The following is a 14,534-nucleotide window of genomic DNA, read 5'->3' as shown; positions in this document are numbered from 1 at the left end:
TATGTGCACCTCGTTTCTTACTACGATATGCATATTTAGATGAAACGCCTCATGTGAGATTTGCCATACATTAAAACGAAAAGCCAGCTTTAATCAGCTGGCTTTTCCCAGTTGTTCTTTTTTCAGCTTTTGCCCTGAAAACTGCCTTACCCAGACGCCTCCTGCACTTGCCAGAAAAGCTTTAATAACACCTGTTATAAGAAACGGAATAACACCGGCCTGTAAAGCGGCTGTAAAAGTCAATTCCAGCACAATCATAAGCTGGACCATTCCAAATGCGAGTGTAATCCCCATTCCAACAATATTAGCCACTGTCGCCCAGCCAAGGGTGAAAGATGACTTTTCCAGGATCAGCCCCGTTACATACGCGGTTAACACAAACCCGAATATATACCCGCCGCTCGGTCCAACAAGAACATTAACACCACTTTGCAAGTCAGAAAATACAGGAAGACCGACTGCACCAAGGAGGAGGTAGACAACCATGGTAGCCGCTCCCAGCTTGCTTCCCAGTATTACTGCTGCCAGACCAACAGCCAGTGTCTGACCGGTTATAGGGATGTAAGGCAGCGGAATCGTGATTTGTGCAAAAACACCGGTTATTAAAGCAAACAATAAACATAAGCCCGACTTTTTTAATACAGATAAATCATTAAACAATGAAATCCCTCCATATGTTAACTTTACTCCAATTTAAGTTAACATATATTGAGGCATTTGTTTTTGTATAAAGCATAGCATAAAAAAGAGACCCAGTTTTCCCGAGCCTCCATAACAGGCTTTTGTCCCTTGTTATATCTCATAAGAGGAATATAGACCTCTATTCAATTGTAAATGAATCATCCAGGTGCTCATGAATCTCATCATTTTCAATGTGGATCACAACGTGGTAATCTCCTGCTTCTTCAAAATCGTGGGCAGCTTTGTACACACCTTCCCCTTCATCTTCAGCATCGATCCAAGTTCTCATCTCATCGCCATGCTGCCAGATTTCAAGGCGGACACGGGCATCTTCAAGTGTTTCTCCATCTTCAGTAATGGTCACTTCAATTGGAGTATCACGGTCAAGACTCTCAAAGTTACTTTCCACATCTACAATGTCAGAATGGTGGCTGTGACCATCAGAATGGTCGTGATCATCGTGTCCATGCTCATGGTCATCAGCTTCTTCAGATTCTGTTGATTCCGGTTCCCCGATTGTCAGTTCATGGGTTGGCATAACGTGCATACCGTGAGCCGTGACATGAGGAATCACAAAATAATGGCCATCCTCCTCGAATGTGTATGAAACTGTGTACATTCCGTCATTGACATCTTCATAATCCAGCATTTCGCTGTTTTCCTTCTCCCCTTGCTTCCATACTTCAAATGTGACTTCATCCGCGTCATTCACCGTATTTTCCCCCTGGGTAACTAAAGCTTCAAGTGTCCACTCACCAGGATCCCCTTCACTGTCCATCGTTACTTCAACATCGATCGGTCCCAGGTTTTCCAATTCGTTACCGTGGCTTTCCTCTTCTTCCTGTCCACAAGCGATCATTAATACGCTTATCAACGCAAATGCGAGAAACTTTTTCATAGAATTACTCCTTTGGTGTGTCTAGTGGTCTTTACAGCATCCTGAAACGTTCATCTGTTTATTCAATTCACTGAGTGCTTCTTTTAATGTACAGAGCTGTCCTCCGAATCCTTTTTGAAACCTTACAGCCTGCTCTCTGGAAGCAAATGGAAGAGTCTGAGGGTAACAGCAGTTCATTACCTGATCTGAACCAATTAGAAAATGCGTCATACTCGCACTCATTGTAGAATCATCGAGAAAGTCTTTACATAATAAGTGAGAGACTTCAATATCCACTTCCTGATAACGAAGAAGTCCGCAATGGGCACAGCACAGCTCTTCCACTTTTTGATCCTTAAAGATCAATTGTACCTGCTGGCGTCTGTGAAGTCCTTTTTTACAATACGCACAAATGTTAGTACCCTCATGTGTTGAAGTGTGTTTTTTTGTCACCCCGCCACTGGACCTGTTCAGCAGACCCTTTTCAGATAAAGATTGAATATCCCGGTATATGGTCATTTCTGATACATTTAACCGCTTACTCAATTCTGTAATGCGAATGTATTCTTCCTCATCAATCCAGTTAAGTATTCGTTTTTTTCGTTCCTCACGAAGCATGTCTCCTCCTCCTATCCGTATTCTGTATGTAAATTATAGTGAAATTTCAATGGCATCACAAGATGATCATGTGGGAGTTTGTGAATAAATGATGAATTTTAACAACCTATTTGATGGAAATTTCTGAAACTTTTGTGATACCATACCGTAGACTTAGCTAGAACCCTTTAAAAGGAGCGGTATATATGTCAACAGAAAGGCTGATAAAATGGAAAATTGACCCGGACCAGCTTAATATGGTTCTCGTGATTTTAAGTGTCATGATCTTTTTGAGCAGTTTTATGCTGCCCTTAGTGTTTATTTTAATTTTACAGGATGTGTTTTATTTTTCACGTGATCACTGGATTTTTGTAGCCCCCCGTTCTGCCTATTACACTTTTGGGGCCGGGATGCTCTGGACGGTACTTATCATGGTTGCTTATATGATTGTGAGTCATCTGAGGGACAGAGCAAAAAAGGAAATGAAGCACGGCTGGGCTTTTGTACTGGCAGGTCTGCTGTTTATTCCCATCTGCACTCTCGGTGTAACAAACTATTACTTTATTGACGATGAGGGATTCCATATAAACGAACTCACCTCCTACCAGGCAGACCATTACCCATGGGGAAGTATAGAAGAAGTTCAGACTTATGGAGAGGAAAACGGGGATTATTATACCCACTTCGTCTTCAGAACCGAGAACAATGATAACTTCACCCTCACATACGACCACAACCTGGCATCCATGCGCCGGAACATCTTTAGAACTCTCGAAGCCCATGGAGCGGAAATTCTTGAGCACCAGCTTATAGAGTCAGAGGACACATAAAAGAAAGCCTGGCATCTATGTCCAGGCTTTCTTTTTACTCCTCGCCGTATTCCTCTAAAATTTGTTCGTAGATTGGAGAAATGCTGCGTCTGATCTGTCTATCAGACGGATTGTCTTTCACGTTAAAGATCGTCCCGTAATAATACGTTTCTTCAGTCGTTAATTCAAAGGCAATGATAGACTCTTTTCCGCTCTTCGTATGATTAAAAGGGACTTCCTGGCCTTCAACCTCTATGACCTCATTGTATGAATAACCCAGCTCTTTCGGACTTTGAATCAGTACAATTCCATGCTCCGCCCACTCTTCATAAGGACCGTATACCGTCCTGATATTAAATTCTTCATCATATTCTTCTTCAGCATCCATTAGCTGCCGGTCATCGTCAACATTATCAACATCCGTGTAGTAAATATCTATTCGGCTAACATCACCGCCACGGGGACTGACGTCAATTTTCGTAATCAGGTATCCATCCAATTCAGGAATGGTATATGAAAAATCAACTTCATCATCAAGCATTTGTTTATTAATTTCTGATTCAACTTGATTTGAACAGGCCGCCATAAGCAGGAATGGGATCATCAACAGATACCCTTTCATAAAGCCCTCTCCTAACTTTTTCACTTATTTTCTTCCGGTTATACAAGTCAAGTTAACATATTTTTCTATTCAATGGTTTCAGGGAACGTTATTACGGCTGTGTCATTAAAAAACATCAGTGTCTGGCCCTAATTGAACAAAGATTTTTGACACACAGCAGATCTAAATGTTCATCTCTTATAAACGTATTCAACGATGATCAGAGATTTCCTGCTTCCCATTTTTTACAATGTCCTTAAAGCAGGTTGAACAACTCCGGTAAAATAAATACAAAACAAAATAGTGCACTCAGGCAGGCAAGTGCCAGACCGCTCAACTTTACCCAAAGGTGGGGAATCTGCTGAATGAATAATGCAAAGGTCCAGACAATGCTCGGGTACAGCCACCAGTGGGGAGCATTGTTTACTTCTGTAAATTGACCTGAAATCCCCAATGCAGCAAACAGAGAAACAAACAAGAAAGTGATCAGGTTGATGGTTGCTGCCCTCATGATGCTTCACTCCTCTTTATTAAATGATTCATCTGCAATCAAAAGACGTTACTTCACTATATGCTCCAATGACGTACACTATTTCGGCATATACAAAGCAAATTAAGCTGATCCAAAAGCTGGATCAGCCTCAAAATAATAAGAGGAGCCATTATTATCTTTACGTGAATAAAGCAAAATGTTTTTTTGCCGGACAAGGCAGCGTGCGAATTCATTTTCAAACTGCTGTTACCATTTGAAACACAATCCGGAATTCTTCTGACTCTAACGCTCCAGGTAATCTACCAGAAAACCTTCCCGGTCGGTGTGGTTAAACAACAAGTCTATTCCAATATGAGAAGCTACAGCTGTTACAAGACACCAAATTGTTAAACTCCCGACCATCCAGACAGCCATTCGTTTCTTCGTTCCTCCAAAACTCATTCCCATAAGAGCAGCGAGGTGGCTCCCGATAAAAAACGGTCCCGCAATGGCAAGGCCGGGAAGTCCAAATCGCTTCCATACTTTCTTTGCCCGGCCTTCTCTTTTGGAGTCGCCGTCCTTTCCTTTTGCTTCTCTTCTTCTTTTTAACCAGGCCTGAATCTGATTGATTAATAGAATAACAAGAAGAACAGTTACTACGTTACCTGCAAATGCAAGAATGGTAACAGGAACAACATGAAGACCTGCAGCAACGCCGAGAGGAATAACGGCAATCATTTCAAAAAACGGAGTGGCAGCGAGTAAAAACACAACAACATAGGCAATAAATGTAGTCATCCTTAAACTTCCTCCCGGTCATTTAAATATTTTCTGGATTCATGCCAGTAGATTCCATACTGGGTTGTTCCTAATACAAACAAAACGACCAAAGGCATGAACTCAATGTGCCTGAAGACAGCCACCACCATTAACCCTGCAGGAATAGCGAAATAGAAAAAGATGTACACTTTACGGGTAGCCCGGTATGTTACCCACTGCTGACCTTCATCTTCTTCCTTCAGCTCGTAAGGTGTCCAACTTTTCCAGCTGATCTTTCGTTCGGGGTTCCGTTTATTATGGAACAAAATCAAGAAAAGAAACGTGCTTAAAGCAATAATTAAGACGAACAATAGCACACTTTCAAAAACATTTGAGAATGCACCGTAATAAACAGACCAAAGCATAATCGTCATTAAAAATAGAGAAACAATAAGAATTAAAGGGGAGCGAATCACTTTTTCCAACATCCTACTCTTCATCTCCTTCAAGCCAGAATACTTCATCAATGGCCGTATCGAATGTTTTTGCCATTTTGATGGCAAGGGTAATACTCGGGGCGTAGTCACCTTTTTCAATCAGCCCGATTGTCTGCCGGGTTACACCAATTCTATTGGCTAAGTCTGTCTGCGTTAAGCTGAACCGGGCCCTGAGCTCCTTTACACGATTTCTTAGCATATGGCATTCCTTCCTTTTCCATCATCTTACTTTTTATTGTACGGTATCTATTGCAAAATGTAAACTTTTTATTGCAAAATGTAATTTTTTTGACAAAATGTCTAATTATCTTTGCATTTTTCATATATTCTCCACCTGAGATTCTATGTTTTAACTGACAAAAAAACGGAAAAATAATAATTAAAATACTTTAAATCTGTCGATATATGATTTAAAATCAAGTTATTAAGAGTTAATTAACGTTAGTTAACGGTAAACAACTCTTATGATACCTTATAGCATTCAACCAGGTTTTATCTCTTATTCCGGACTATTTTATCGAGGAGGGTTGCAGCATGCGCCGTACATTTTTTGCTTTTGGACTTGTCTTTTTCTTTGCAATCATCGGTCACTATGCAATGTGAAAGGAATATTTAATAAATTTAAGAGAGACAGTCCTGAAATCAGGATGTCTCTCTTTTTGTATTTATGAGGATTACCGGCCTCACTGTATTCTGGTTGAGCACAAATCTTTTTACAGCCTCGACATTTTTCATAGGATTCCTCCAAAGGTTACATAATATAATAATTTTATAGAGTTATGTAACATTTGAACGCCTCACCTAAGTCACGTTAATGAACATGACTCCTTACATAAAACAGATGGCAGCGTTCCGGCTTCTCTTTCCTTTTGGCAGAACACAGAGAGGAGAAACACATGGCCTACATTCTTGATCAGTTAAAAGAAGTGACGTTTGCAATCATTCCCCTGGCCCTCGTTGTTATTGTTCTTCAATTTACTGTCATCGGTCTTCCTTCTGATGTATTTATATCTTTTTTAGCAGGCGTTGTACTTGTTGGGATCGGGCTGTTTCTGTTTCTTGTGGGGGTGCATATCGGCCTTCTGCCTATTGGGGAATTGATCGGTTCTTCTCTCCCAAAAATCAAGAAATCGTGGCTCATTATCGGGGTTGGCTTCTTTCTTGGACTCGTGGTTACCATTGCCGAACCGGATGTACGGGTTCTCGCCTTCCAGGTTGACCAGGTATCAGGGGGGCGTATTTCAAATGACCTTCTTGTTTATACTGTCGCCTTTGGGGTTGCTATCTTCGTTGCTTTGGCAATGGTTAAGATTTTATATAACTTAAATTTCATTCATTTATTGATTGGGGGATATACCCTTATTTTTATCCTTGCCCTCTTCACACCTCCTAATTTTATTCCCATATCCTTTGATGCCGGCGGAGTCACAACCGGGCCGATGACAGTACCGTTTATTCTTGCCCTTGGTGTAGGTGTGGCGTCTGTAGTCAGACGGGCCGACTCCAAGCAGACAAGTGACGGATTTGGGTTTGTAGCACTGGCTTCGATCGGTCCTGTACTGGCTATTATGATCCTGGGGGTGATTTTTGGTTGATCACTCACTTTTTTCAAGGTTTTGACCATATTCTTCATGAAGTGGCATTGGCCGTTTTACCTTTAATTATTTTGTTTGCCGCATTTCAGATTTTCTTTCTCCGCCTTAGCTTGAAGAAAGTGTGGAAGATGATGTTTGGTATTACCCTTACTTTCTTTGGTCTCTCTTTTTTCCTCCAAGGGGTAGGCATCGGCTTTTTCCCGGCAGGTCAGGCTATCGGAGAGATACTCGGGCAGAATACAAGAGCCTGGCTCTATCTTCCCCTAATCGGATTATTGTTTGGGTTTGTCGTGACATTCGCAGAGCCTGCCATACGGATACTCAATCACGAAGTGGAAAAAGTCACAGCAGGATCCATTTCAAGTAATATCCTGCTTTTCACGCTGTCGATCGGGGTTGCTGTCTCTATCGCTTTATCAATGATCAGGATCATTGTGGGTATTCCATTATGGATGATTCTCGTGCCCGGTTACCTTGCAGCATTTAGTTTAGTACGTTTCTCCAAGAAACGCTTTATCACGATTGCCTTTGATGCAGGAGGAGTGGCTACAGGTCCGATGACAGTAACATTTATCATGGCCATTGCTGTCGGGGTAGCTAATGTAACAGAAGGACGGGATCCTCTGCTGGACGGTTTCGGAATGATTTCTCTCGTTGCACTGACCCCCATTCTATCTGTTCTTTTCCTTGGACTGCTATATAGTAAAAAGGAGGATGCAGACCGTGACTACACAAAAAAATCATTACAAGCTGATCATCACAATCGTGAAAAAGAAACAAGCCAATAAAGTAATGGCAGCAGCAAAAAAAGGCGGCGCTGAAGGTGGTACCATTCTTCTCGGTTCGGGGCTTGGGATTCATGAAAAGGAATCTTTTTTCGGGATTGATATGCTTTACGAAAAGGAGATCGTGTTCACGCTTATTCCAGAAGACCGGCTGTCAAATATCCTTGAACATATTAAAGAAGAAGCAAAGTTAAATAAACAAGGAACCGGCATCGGATTTGTTGTTGATGTTCTGGCTGTAAGAGGGATTGTTCATAATCAGATGGACCTGACATTCGAAGAGGAGGCATTGGAAAGAATGATTGATCATGTTAATTTTGAGCTGATCGTGACGATTGTAAATAAAGGAGATGCCGGTATCGTTGTAGATGCTTCCAAACGAGCCGGGGCTGAAGGTGGCACCATATTATCAGGGAGAGGATCAGGCATTCACGAACAGGCAAAGCTTCTTTCCATGATCATTGAGCCTGAGAAAGAAATCGTTCTTACCCTGGTTACCCGGGATAAGGTCAAACGAGTCCTACACCAAATCGAAGAAGAAGCCTCCCTCAATCAGCCGGGAAAGGGAATTGCTTTCATCCTCCCGGTAGAAGAAACAATTGGGATTAATCACTGACCGGAAAAAACCGTTTGACAAAAGAGGCTGCCATTGCGGCAGCCTCTTTTGTCAACTATGCTAATACACCATTTAGTGGGGGAATGATCTGTTTCTTACGGGAAACGACACCTTCAAGAACGGCTGTTTTATTATCAAGCTTCACATCAAATGCTTTTTCCACACTCTCTGATGCTTCACCTTCTACGTAAACCGTAGAGTTATTTGTAAGGATATCTGTCACTACCAGGATGAATAAATCAAGCCCTTTTTCAGAAACATCGTTGTTGATCGCCTTTTCCAATTCGCTGCGACGCTCAAATACTTCGTCTGTGTCTACCGTGTTTACCTGGGCGATCTTCACTTTTGCGCTTCCCATCGTAAATTCTTTTGCATCAAGGGAGATCAGCTGTTCAACTGTTTTATCCTGAAGGTTTGCACCTGCTTTGAGCATTTCAAGACCATAGCTCTCTGCGTCAACACCGGCAAGTTCAGCAAGCTCTTTGGCTGCCTGGATATCTTCTTCAGTGCAGGTAGGAGATTTAAATAATAATGAGTCGGAAATAATGGCAGAAAGCATCAACCCGGCAATCTCAGGTTTGATTTCTACATTGTTTTCTTTATAAAGCTTGTTTAAAATCGTTGCCGTACAACCAACCGGTTCAGCACGATAGTACAAGGGATCTTTTGTTTCAAAGTTTGCAATACGGTGGTGGTCAATGACTTCAAGTACACGGACACTGTCAATATCTTCGACACTCTGCTGGCGTTCGTTGTGGTCCACAAGGATAACAAGATCTGCGTCAGGTGCTGCCTTGTCAATCTGCCGGGGCGCTTCAACCTTAAAACGATCTAGAGCATATTGTGTTTCTTCACTTACTTCACCGAGACGGACAGGTTCAGCATCCATTCCCAATTCCTTTTTCAGCTCAGCATACGCAAGGGCTGAGCAGATTGTATCTGTATCCGGGCTTTTGTGACCAAAGATAAGTACTTTTTCATTTGCCATAATGTGAAAACTCCTTTTTATGTTGCTCTTTGCTATTTTTAACGATCCATTGCCATTTTAACAAGGCTTGGACAAATAATCATTATCTTTTTCTTCATTCACTGACGGGAATACCTATCATCTTCTTTTAATAACGATTCATCCCACGATGACTTCGGCATACTGGACATGAGTTCAATCAGGTTTCCGTCAGGGTCACGGATATATGCTGATTCGATCCCCCAGCTCGGCTGCTTCCTGATGTCAGACACATCTCCGCCATTTCCCCTGATACGGCTGACCTCTTCAGTCAGGTCCTCCACTCTGAAAATTAAAGCAAAGTGATCCTGGCTGTTTGAAAAGCTGGGAAGCTCTCCTTTTCCGAGAGCTTCGGCCATTAGTTGGCGATTAAAGATGGCCACCGTATTTTCTACTGAATCTTCAAAACTCGCATACTCCCCTGATGGCTCTCCCCATGTGACTGTCAGGCCCATCGTATCTCTGTAAAAGTAAAAACACTCTTCAAAAGAGGTTACAAGAAGGCGTAAATTGTCCAGTTTCATGCAAACTTCCTCCTTTTTATTTATCTTTTTTTATCTTACCATTCTTTACTTTCAGATCTGTTTAATAATAAGTTACAGTGAGTCTCAACCTGGAAATCACCGCGAAAAGAGTCCTGGCTTTTCACAGGATAACAACTTACACGGGACAGCTTTTTAGCGAATAACATAATGATCACGATAACGATTTTTAAGGAGTCTGTCTTATGTATAACTCGACACTACAGCTGACTGAAGGGATTAACCCCGAACAGATTAATAACATTGCAAGAGCGATGAACGTGGAATACACATCTATATTCTGTCTTGAAACACTTGCCCAACTGGCACCTTCTTTGGAAGAGAGGGAGCGTATCCTTGCCATCCGCGCTGATGAATTCCGTCATTACCGGATGTTTGCTGAGCTTTACTTTAATTTAACAGGCAGGGAACATACTCCTCAAATGATTGCCGTCTGCAGTAATCTTTATGAAAGGGGACTAAAGGAAGCATTCTTTAACAAACAGAATAACGTGGCTGAATACTTGAATGCAGCCGAGCAGGCCGACGTACCTGCCGTAAGAAACTCCTTTCGCAGAGCCTCATGGGATGAACAAAACCATGGTGTGTGGCTGTTGTATTTACTGACAAATCGTTAAGCACACGGAAAAGAGCACGTCCATCAGCATTGAGGTACGTGCTTTTTTTTACCAGACCCTCCGGTGAATGAGTATCCATATACTATTCTTCAATGGAAGCCCCGATATCAAATCCATCCTGAAACGTGATCACATCGACCCTTTTTCCGTCTTTCTCAAAGACCTGCAGAGATCCCATGCTGTCAACTTTCTTCCATCCCCACAGTCGTGCCTGAAGCAGATATAAACGGTTAATCCCTGTGTGTTTGTAGGTAAAGCTGTTTTCAGAATGAACCGTTTCGATCTCCGCATGGAACGGAACGGGAAACTCATGGACCGCACTCGGCCTAAGAGTACCGTAGGATAAAGCAACAACCAAAACAGAGAGCAGCAGAACCAAGATAACTCTTCTCTTCTTAGTCACAGAAATCCCCTTTCCGAAATCAAGAGTACTCTACATTTCCGTTACCCTTTTCCGACAAATAAATTCATAAAATTCAGTTATTATCAAGAAAAACTGTGATATTTGACAGGGTAACCCCTTTGAGCATCAACCTTTGTCCTACTCTATGCCGGCCGTTCCACAAACTTTCCTTAACAATTCGCCGTTTACACTTCCCACCCTTCCCGGACTGAATATCCCACAATTTTACACAAATTAAGGAAAGGAACAGCCTCTGAAATGCAAGTCCATTCCAAGGGCTGTTCATATGTTGGTACTATTTACGTTGGCTGTCAGATTGTTTTATCTTTATCTTCTGTTTTCTCCAAGCATCGTGGGGTGAACTACCGAGCATCCTGCGGAAGTGCCAGTCCGCGGAAAGGGAGGATATTCCGTACAAAAAAGATGCTGAAATATCTTGAAAGGTGCAGCATCCGTCCTAATTTTTTTCAGATTGGCAAGAATGTTAGAGTGGTTCGGTGAATTCAGGGAAGGGGAAGATGTATTTCATCCAAAAGCTTTGGAGAAGGTTCTGGGATTTATGATAGAGATTGTAGGTAGATTCATAGGCATACCTCTCTCTGAAGGGGAGGGTCTCCCCTGCCTCTTTTGCTTCAATAATTTCCGGCTCCATCGTCTCCAGCTTTTCTGCATTAATCCAGATTAAATTGTAAGTAGCGTAGGATAAAGTACCGTATACTATAAATACCGGAATTATCAGGCACCAGAAAAGCCAGCTTGTAAGTAAGCTTTTTAATACTGTTTTCATCATTGCAACTCCATTCTTGTTATCATTATATGCTTGTATTAGTATATGAGCGGAGGACAGCGGTGGTGTGAAAGATAAGAAAACAGGCTAGTGGGAATCCAGACTGTTCCTTCATTGAAAATGAAAAACCCGCACAGCTTCAAAAGCTGTGCGGGTCTCATTAATTTCGTTCTTTTTTCAGTTCTTCAAGCTCTTCTAACAGCATCTCGATCATCGTGTCACTTTTCCTAAGCTCTTCATTGAGCATGGATATGGTTTCTTCTTCCCAGTTAAACGGATCGCCGTAATGAGGAGTGATCCGTAAATCTTTATATTCATCCCCTTCTTCAGTGCTTGCCGGTGAGAAGTATATCGCTACTTCACAGCCACCATCACCTAATGCAATGCGCTCCCGCAAACTTACTTTACTGTATCCAAATTGGCGGGCCGCAATGCCTCCAAATACACTGGAGGTCATCATGCATAAATGCGGTGCGTCCTGTACAACATCCCCAAACGGACATGCTGTTGCTCTGACTACCACGTGATCGGGAAACACTTCAACGATCCTGAAGTGCCCACCGATTGAATTTTTTATATCGACAATAACGTCTGCGTATTTTTCAACGGACCAGCGTTCCTGATCGTCTTTATAAAACCTTTCAAGCCATTCCCCGGTTCGAAGTCCGATTTCTCTGATATAATCCCGGGCTCCTTTACCGACTGTACGCTCGTGAATGTGTGCATATTGCGTAATCAGCTTCGCAAGAAACACATGCCCACTCAATGATGGAGGTTTAACCTCGTTTATCACTTCTTCTACCCCCTTCCTTTTTAAAGAAAAGTTTTAAAACCCACTAATCTCATCTAAATAATTATAAACTATTTTCATGAATGCAGGAGTATGAATGATGTGATTCCCTGAATAAATATCGACAATATTTTACAATGTCAAAATCTTTAAATACTTCCTTTCCACTCTGGATAAATTACGGAGAAGATGAGTGCATCATAGGAGGTTTTGTTTTGATAAAAGTATCCTCTCAGGCAGCCCTCTTTCTCAAAATCAAATTTCTCCAATAAAAATATGGATGCTGTGTTCTCAGGAAAAGTTACCGCTCCCAGCCTGAATAAATCAAGTTCTTCAAATGAATATCTCAGTATCACTCTGAAAGCTTCAGAAATGTATCCCTTTCGCCAATAATCCGGATGCAGTTCAAATCCAACCTCCGCTTTTTTTTGCAGTAAATTACTTAATCCGATTGTTCCAACAAATACGTTCGAATCTTTTATGACAATGCCCCAACGGATTCCTCGCTGATTTGCAAAATTCTTTCTGTACGATTCAATCACCTGGGCAGCTTCTTCATAGTTTGAAATACGATCCATACCGTAATATTTCATGACTTCTTTTCTCGAGAGAATGTCGTAAAGTTCTTTTGTGTAATCGTAGGTGATCTTTACCAGGCGTAGCCTTTTCGTCTCAAGTTCAGGAAATTCCAAAAAAAGAACTCCTCCATTTCGTATTAGGAGAGAAAATCTCCCCTTGTTCACACTCTTCTGGATAGAAGTCCTGTATCCTTTAAATTCGCAAAAAAAAAAGACCCCGAAAGCTTTAAAAGCCTCAGGGCCATACCAGTAAACCTATCTGATTTGTCCACTTCCGCTCATGACATATTTCACTGTTGTAAGCGCCGGCAGTCCCATCGGGCCACGTGCGTGGAGTTTTTGAGTAGAAATCCCGATTTCAGCACCAAAGCCAAGGGCACTTCCGTCCGTAAAACGAGTGGATGCATTGTGATAAACCGCAGCTGCATCAACAAGTCCTGTGAAGCGGGCTGCCGTTTCTTTACTTTCCGTTACAATAGCCTCAGAATGCTTTGTTCCGTAGTTGTCGATGTGTTCAACCGCTTCGGAAACGTCGTTAACTACTTTCACCGCTATATCTAGGCTGAGGAATTCACTTGCCCAGTGATCTTCTGTCGCAGGCTCTGCTCGCTCAATCTCTTTCACTGCTTTTTCACAGCCGTAAACACCGATTCCATGTTCGTTAAAAGCAGACACAAGAGCTTCTTTGTTGGCGCTCAGCCATTCACTGTGAACAATTAATGTCTCTGCAGCATTACAGACAGCCGGGCGGTCCGTTTTTGCATTCACAAAAATACTGATGGCTTTTTGTGCATCTGCATCTTTGTCAACATAAATGTGACAGTTTCCTACACCCGTTTCAAGAACAGGCACCGTTGCGTTGTTTACAACTGCGGAAATTAGTTTACCGCCTCCACGTGGAATGAGCACGTCGATGTGCTCTTTCATTGTAAACAACTCTTCAGTTGCTTCGCGGTCAGTGCTGTCAATGAATTGTACGGCATCTGAGGAAACTTCTGTATTAGCGAGAGCTTCTTTCATCAATTTTACGATCGCACGGTTCGAATGAATCGCAGAAGACCCACCTTTTAATACGATCGCATTGCCGGATTTTAAGGCAAGACCGGTCGCATCGACTGTTACGTTAGGACGGGCTTCGTAAATCATCCCGATGACTCCAAGAGGTACTCTGACAGTCGCTACATTCAGACCGTTCTCAAGTGTCCACTCATCTAATGTTTCACCTGATGGATCGTCAAGCTTCGCTACGTCACGAAGACCCTGAGCAAATTCCTTTACCCGCGCTTCACTTAGGGCGAGACGGTCCATATACGCGTCATCATAGCCTGCTTTCTTTCCGTTTTGAAGATCCTGTTCATTGGCTGTCAAAATTGTTGCAACATTTTGATCAAGATAGTCCGCCACCACATGCAATGCTTCATTTTTTACTTGCGTTGAAAGCATTCCTAGGGACTTTGACGCTTTCTGTGCCAACTTTGCCTGAGACTTTACACTTACTGGTTCGACTACTTTAGTCACCAAA

Annotated in this window: 20 protein-coding genes; 5 read left to right on the top strand and 15 right to left on the bottom strand. The window is 42.2% G+C overall.

What is annotated here, in order from left to right; translation table 11 throughout:
• Positions 1-93 precede the first annotated feature (93 nt).
• The 3 genes from EBO34_RS01175 to EBO34_RS01165 all read right to left on the bottom strand — a co-directional run bounded on the left by EBO34_RS01175 (position 94) and on the right by EBO34_RS01165 (position 2,176).
• Entirely contained in the window at positions 94-660 is a 567-nt protein-coding gene (locus EBO34_RS01175; protein ID WP_183163658.1) for a biotin transporter BioY, read from the bottom strand.
• A 160-nt stretch (positions 661-820) separates the two neighbouring features.
• On the bottom strand, positions 821-1,579 hold the full coding sequence (locus EBO34_RS01170; protein WP_122896136.1) for a FixH family protein: 759 nt from the start codon (positions 1,577-1,579) through the stop codon (positions 821-823).
• Positions 1,580-1,600: 21 nt separating this feature from the next.
• Positions 1,601-2,176 (bottom strand): DeoR family transcriptional regulator, encoded by a 576-nt coding sequence (locus tag EBO34_RS01165; protein WP_122896135.1) that lies wholly within the window; start codon positions 2,174-2,176, stop codon positions 1,601-1,603.
• A 185-nt stretch (positions 2,177-2,361) separates the two neighbouring features.
• On the opposite strand from EBO34_RS01165, the gene EBO34_RS01160 reads away from it, so the two are divergent.
• Positions 2,362-2,985, top strand: coding sequence for a hypothetical protein (locus EBO34_RS01160; RefSeq protein ID WP_122896134.1), 624 nt, complete (start codon positions 2,362-2,364; stop codon positions 2,983-2,985).
• 34 nt (positions 2,986-3,019) lie between these two features.
• Here EBO34_RS01160 and EBO34_RS01155 read toward each other — a convergent pair whose 3' ends face one another.
• The 5 genes from EBO34_RS01155 to EBO34_RS01135 all read right to left on the bottom strand — a co-directional run bounded on the left by EBO34_RS01155 (position 3,020) and on the right by EBO34_RS01135 (position 5,492).
• Positions 3,020-3,586, bottom strand: a complete 567-nt coding sequence (locus EBO34_RS01155) for a hypothetical protein (RefSeq protein ID WP_122896133.1) — start codon at positions 3,584-3,586, stop codon at positions 3,020-3,022.
• Positions 3,587-3,821: 235 nt separating this feature from the next.
• A complete protein-coding gene (locus tag EBO34_RS01150; protein ID WP_122896132.1) occupies positions 3,822-4,076 on the bottom strand; it encodes a hypothetical protein in 255 nt (84 codons plus the stop codon).
• A 264-nt stretch (positions 4,077-4,340) separates the two neighbouring features.
• Positions 4,341-4,835, bottom strand: coding sequence for a small multi-drug export protein (locus tag EBO34_RS01145; protein WP_122896131.1), 495 nt, complete (start codon positions 4,833-4,835; stop codon positions 4,341-4,343).
• A 2-nt stretch (positions 4,836-4,837) separates the two neighbouring features.
• Positions 4,838-5,281, bottom strand: a complete 444-nt coding sequence (locus tag EBO34_RS01140) for a hypothetical protein (protein WP_142996758.1) — start codon at positions 5,279-5,281, stop codon at positions 4,838-4,840.
• A gap of 4 nt (positions 5,282-5,285) precedes the next feature.
• Positions 5,286-5,492, bottom strand: coding sequence for a helix-turn-helix transcriptional regulator (locus EBO34_RS01135; RefSeq protein WP_122896129.1), 207 nt, complete (start codon positions 5,490-5,492; stop codon positions 5,286-5,288).
• Between the two features lie 697 nt (positions 5,493-6,189).
• On the opposite strand from EBO34_RS01135, the gene EBO34_RS01130 reads away from it, so the two are divergent.
• The 3 genes from EBO34_RS01130 to EBO34_RS01120 are packed head-to-tail and all read left to right on the top strand — an operon-like array spanning position 6,190 to position 8,289.
• On the top strand, positions 6,190-6,888 hold the full coding sequence (locus EBO34_RS01130) for a DUF1538 domain-containing protein (protein WP_122896128.1): 699 nt from the start codon (positions 6,190-6,192) through the stop codon (positions 6,886-6,888).
• Positions 6,885-7,676 (top strand): DUF1538 domain-containing protein, encoded by a 792-nt coding sequence (locus EBO34_RS01125; protein WP_122896127.1) that lies wholly within the window; start codon positions 6,885-6,887, stop codon positions 7,674-7,676. Before EBO34_RS01130 ends, EBO34_RS01125 begins: the two co-directional genes overlap by 4 nt.
• Positions 7,603-8,289: a P-II family nitrogen regulator gene (locus EBO34_RS01120; protein WP_122896126.1), complete on the top strand. Its 687-nt coding sequence runs from the start codon at positions 7,603-7,605 to the stop codon at positions 8,287-8,289. The genes EBO34_RS01125 and EBO34_RS01120 overlap by 74 nt, the downstream gene beginning before the upstream one ends.
• 55 nt (positions 8,290-8,344) lie before the next feature.
• Here EBO34_RS01120 and EBO34_RS01115 read toward each other — a convergent pair whose 3' ends face one another.
• Positions 8,345-9,277 carry a manganese-dependent inorganic pyrophosphatase gene (locus EBO34_RS01115; protein WP_122896125.1) on the bottom strand — a complete coding sequence of 311 codons (933 nt, stop codon included), beginning with the start codon at positions 9,275-9,277 and terminating at the stop codon, positions 8,345-8,347.
• Positions 9,278-9,375: 98 nt separating this feature from the next.
• Positions 9,376-9,819, bottom strand: coding sequence for a VOC family protein (locus EBO34_RS01110; protein ID WP_122896124.1), 444 nt, complete (start codon positions 9,817-9,819; stop codon positions 9,376-9,378).
• A 203-nt stretch (positions 9,820-10,022) separates the two neighbouring features.
• On the opposite strand from EBO34_RS01110, the gene EBO34_RS01105 reads away from it, so the two are divergent.
• Positions 10,023-10,454 carry a ferritin-like domain-containing protein gene (locus EBO34_RS01105; RefSeq protein WP_122896123.1) on the top strand — a complete coding sequence of 144 codons (432 nt, stop codon included), beginning with the start codon at positions 10,023-10,025 and terminating at the stop codon, positions 10,452-10,454.
• An 82-nt stretch (positions 10,455-10,536) separates the two neighbouring features.
• On the opposite strand, the gene EBO34_RS01100 is transcribed toward EBO34_RS01105, so the two are convergent.
• The 5 genes from EBO34_RS01100 to EBO34_RS01080 form a co-directional block, all read right to left on the bottom strand.
• Positions 10,537-10,857, bottom strand: coding sequence for a hypothetical protein (locus EBO34_RS01100; protein WP_142996757.1), 321 nt, complete (start codon positions 10,855-10,857; stop codon positions 10,537-10,539).
• Positions 10,858-11,341: 484 nt separating this feature from the next.
• The gene (locus EBO34_RS01095; protein ID WP_122896121.1) at positions 11,342-11,644 is read right to left on the bottom strand and encodes a hypothetical protein; all 303 of its coding nucleotides are present in this window, start codon (positions 11,642-11,644) and stop codon (positions 11,342-11,344) included.
• A gap of 160 nt (positions 11,645-11,804) precedes the next feature.
• On the bottom strand, positions 11,805-12,437 hold the full coding sequence (locus EBO34_RS01090) for a methanogen output domain 1-containing protein (RefSeq protein ID WP_249413965.1): 633 nt from the start codon (positions 12,435-12,437) through the stop codon (positions 11,805-11,807).
• A 146-nt stretch (positions 12,438-12,583) separates the two neighbouring features.
• A complete protein-coding gene (locus tag EBO34_RS01085) occupies positions 12,584-13,126 on the bottom strand; it encodes a GNAT family N-acetyltransferase (RefSeq protein WP_122896120.1) in 543 nt (180 codons plus the stop codon).
• Positions 13,127-13,267: 141 nt separating this feature from the next.
• The gene (locus EBO34_RS01080) at positions 13,268-14,530 is read right to left on the bottom strand and encodes a glutamate-5-semialdehyde dehydrogenase (RefSeq protein ID WP_122896119.1); all 1,263 of its coding nucleotides are present in this window, start codon (positions 14,528-14,530) and stop codon (positions 13,268-13,270) included.
• Positions 14,531-14,534 lie beyond the last annotated feature (4 nt).

The sequence above is a fragment of the Alteribacter keqinensis genome, from assembly GCF_003710255.1.
Lineage (GTDB): Bacteria > Bacillota > Bacilli > Bacillales > Salisediminibacteriaceae > Alteribacter > Alteribacter keqinensis.
The sequence above is the reverse complement of the archived record's forward strand: the minus strand, read 5'-3'. Positions and strand labels throughout refer to the sequence as shown.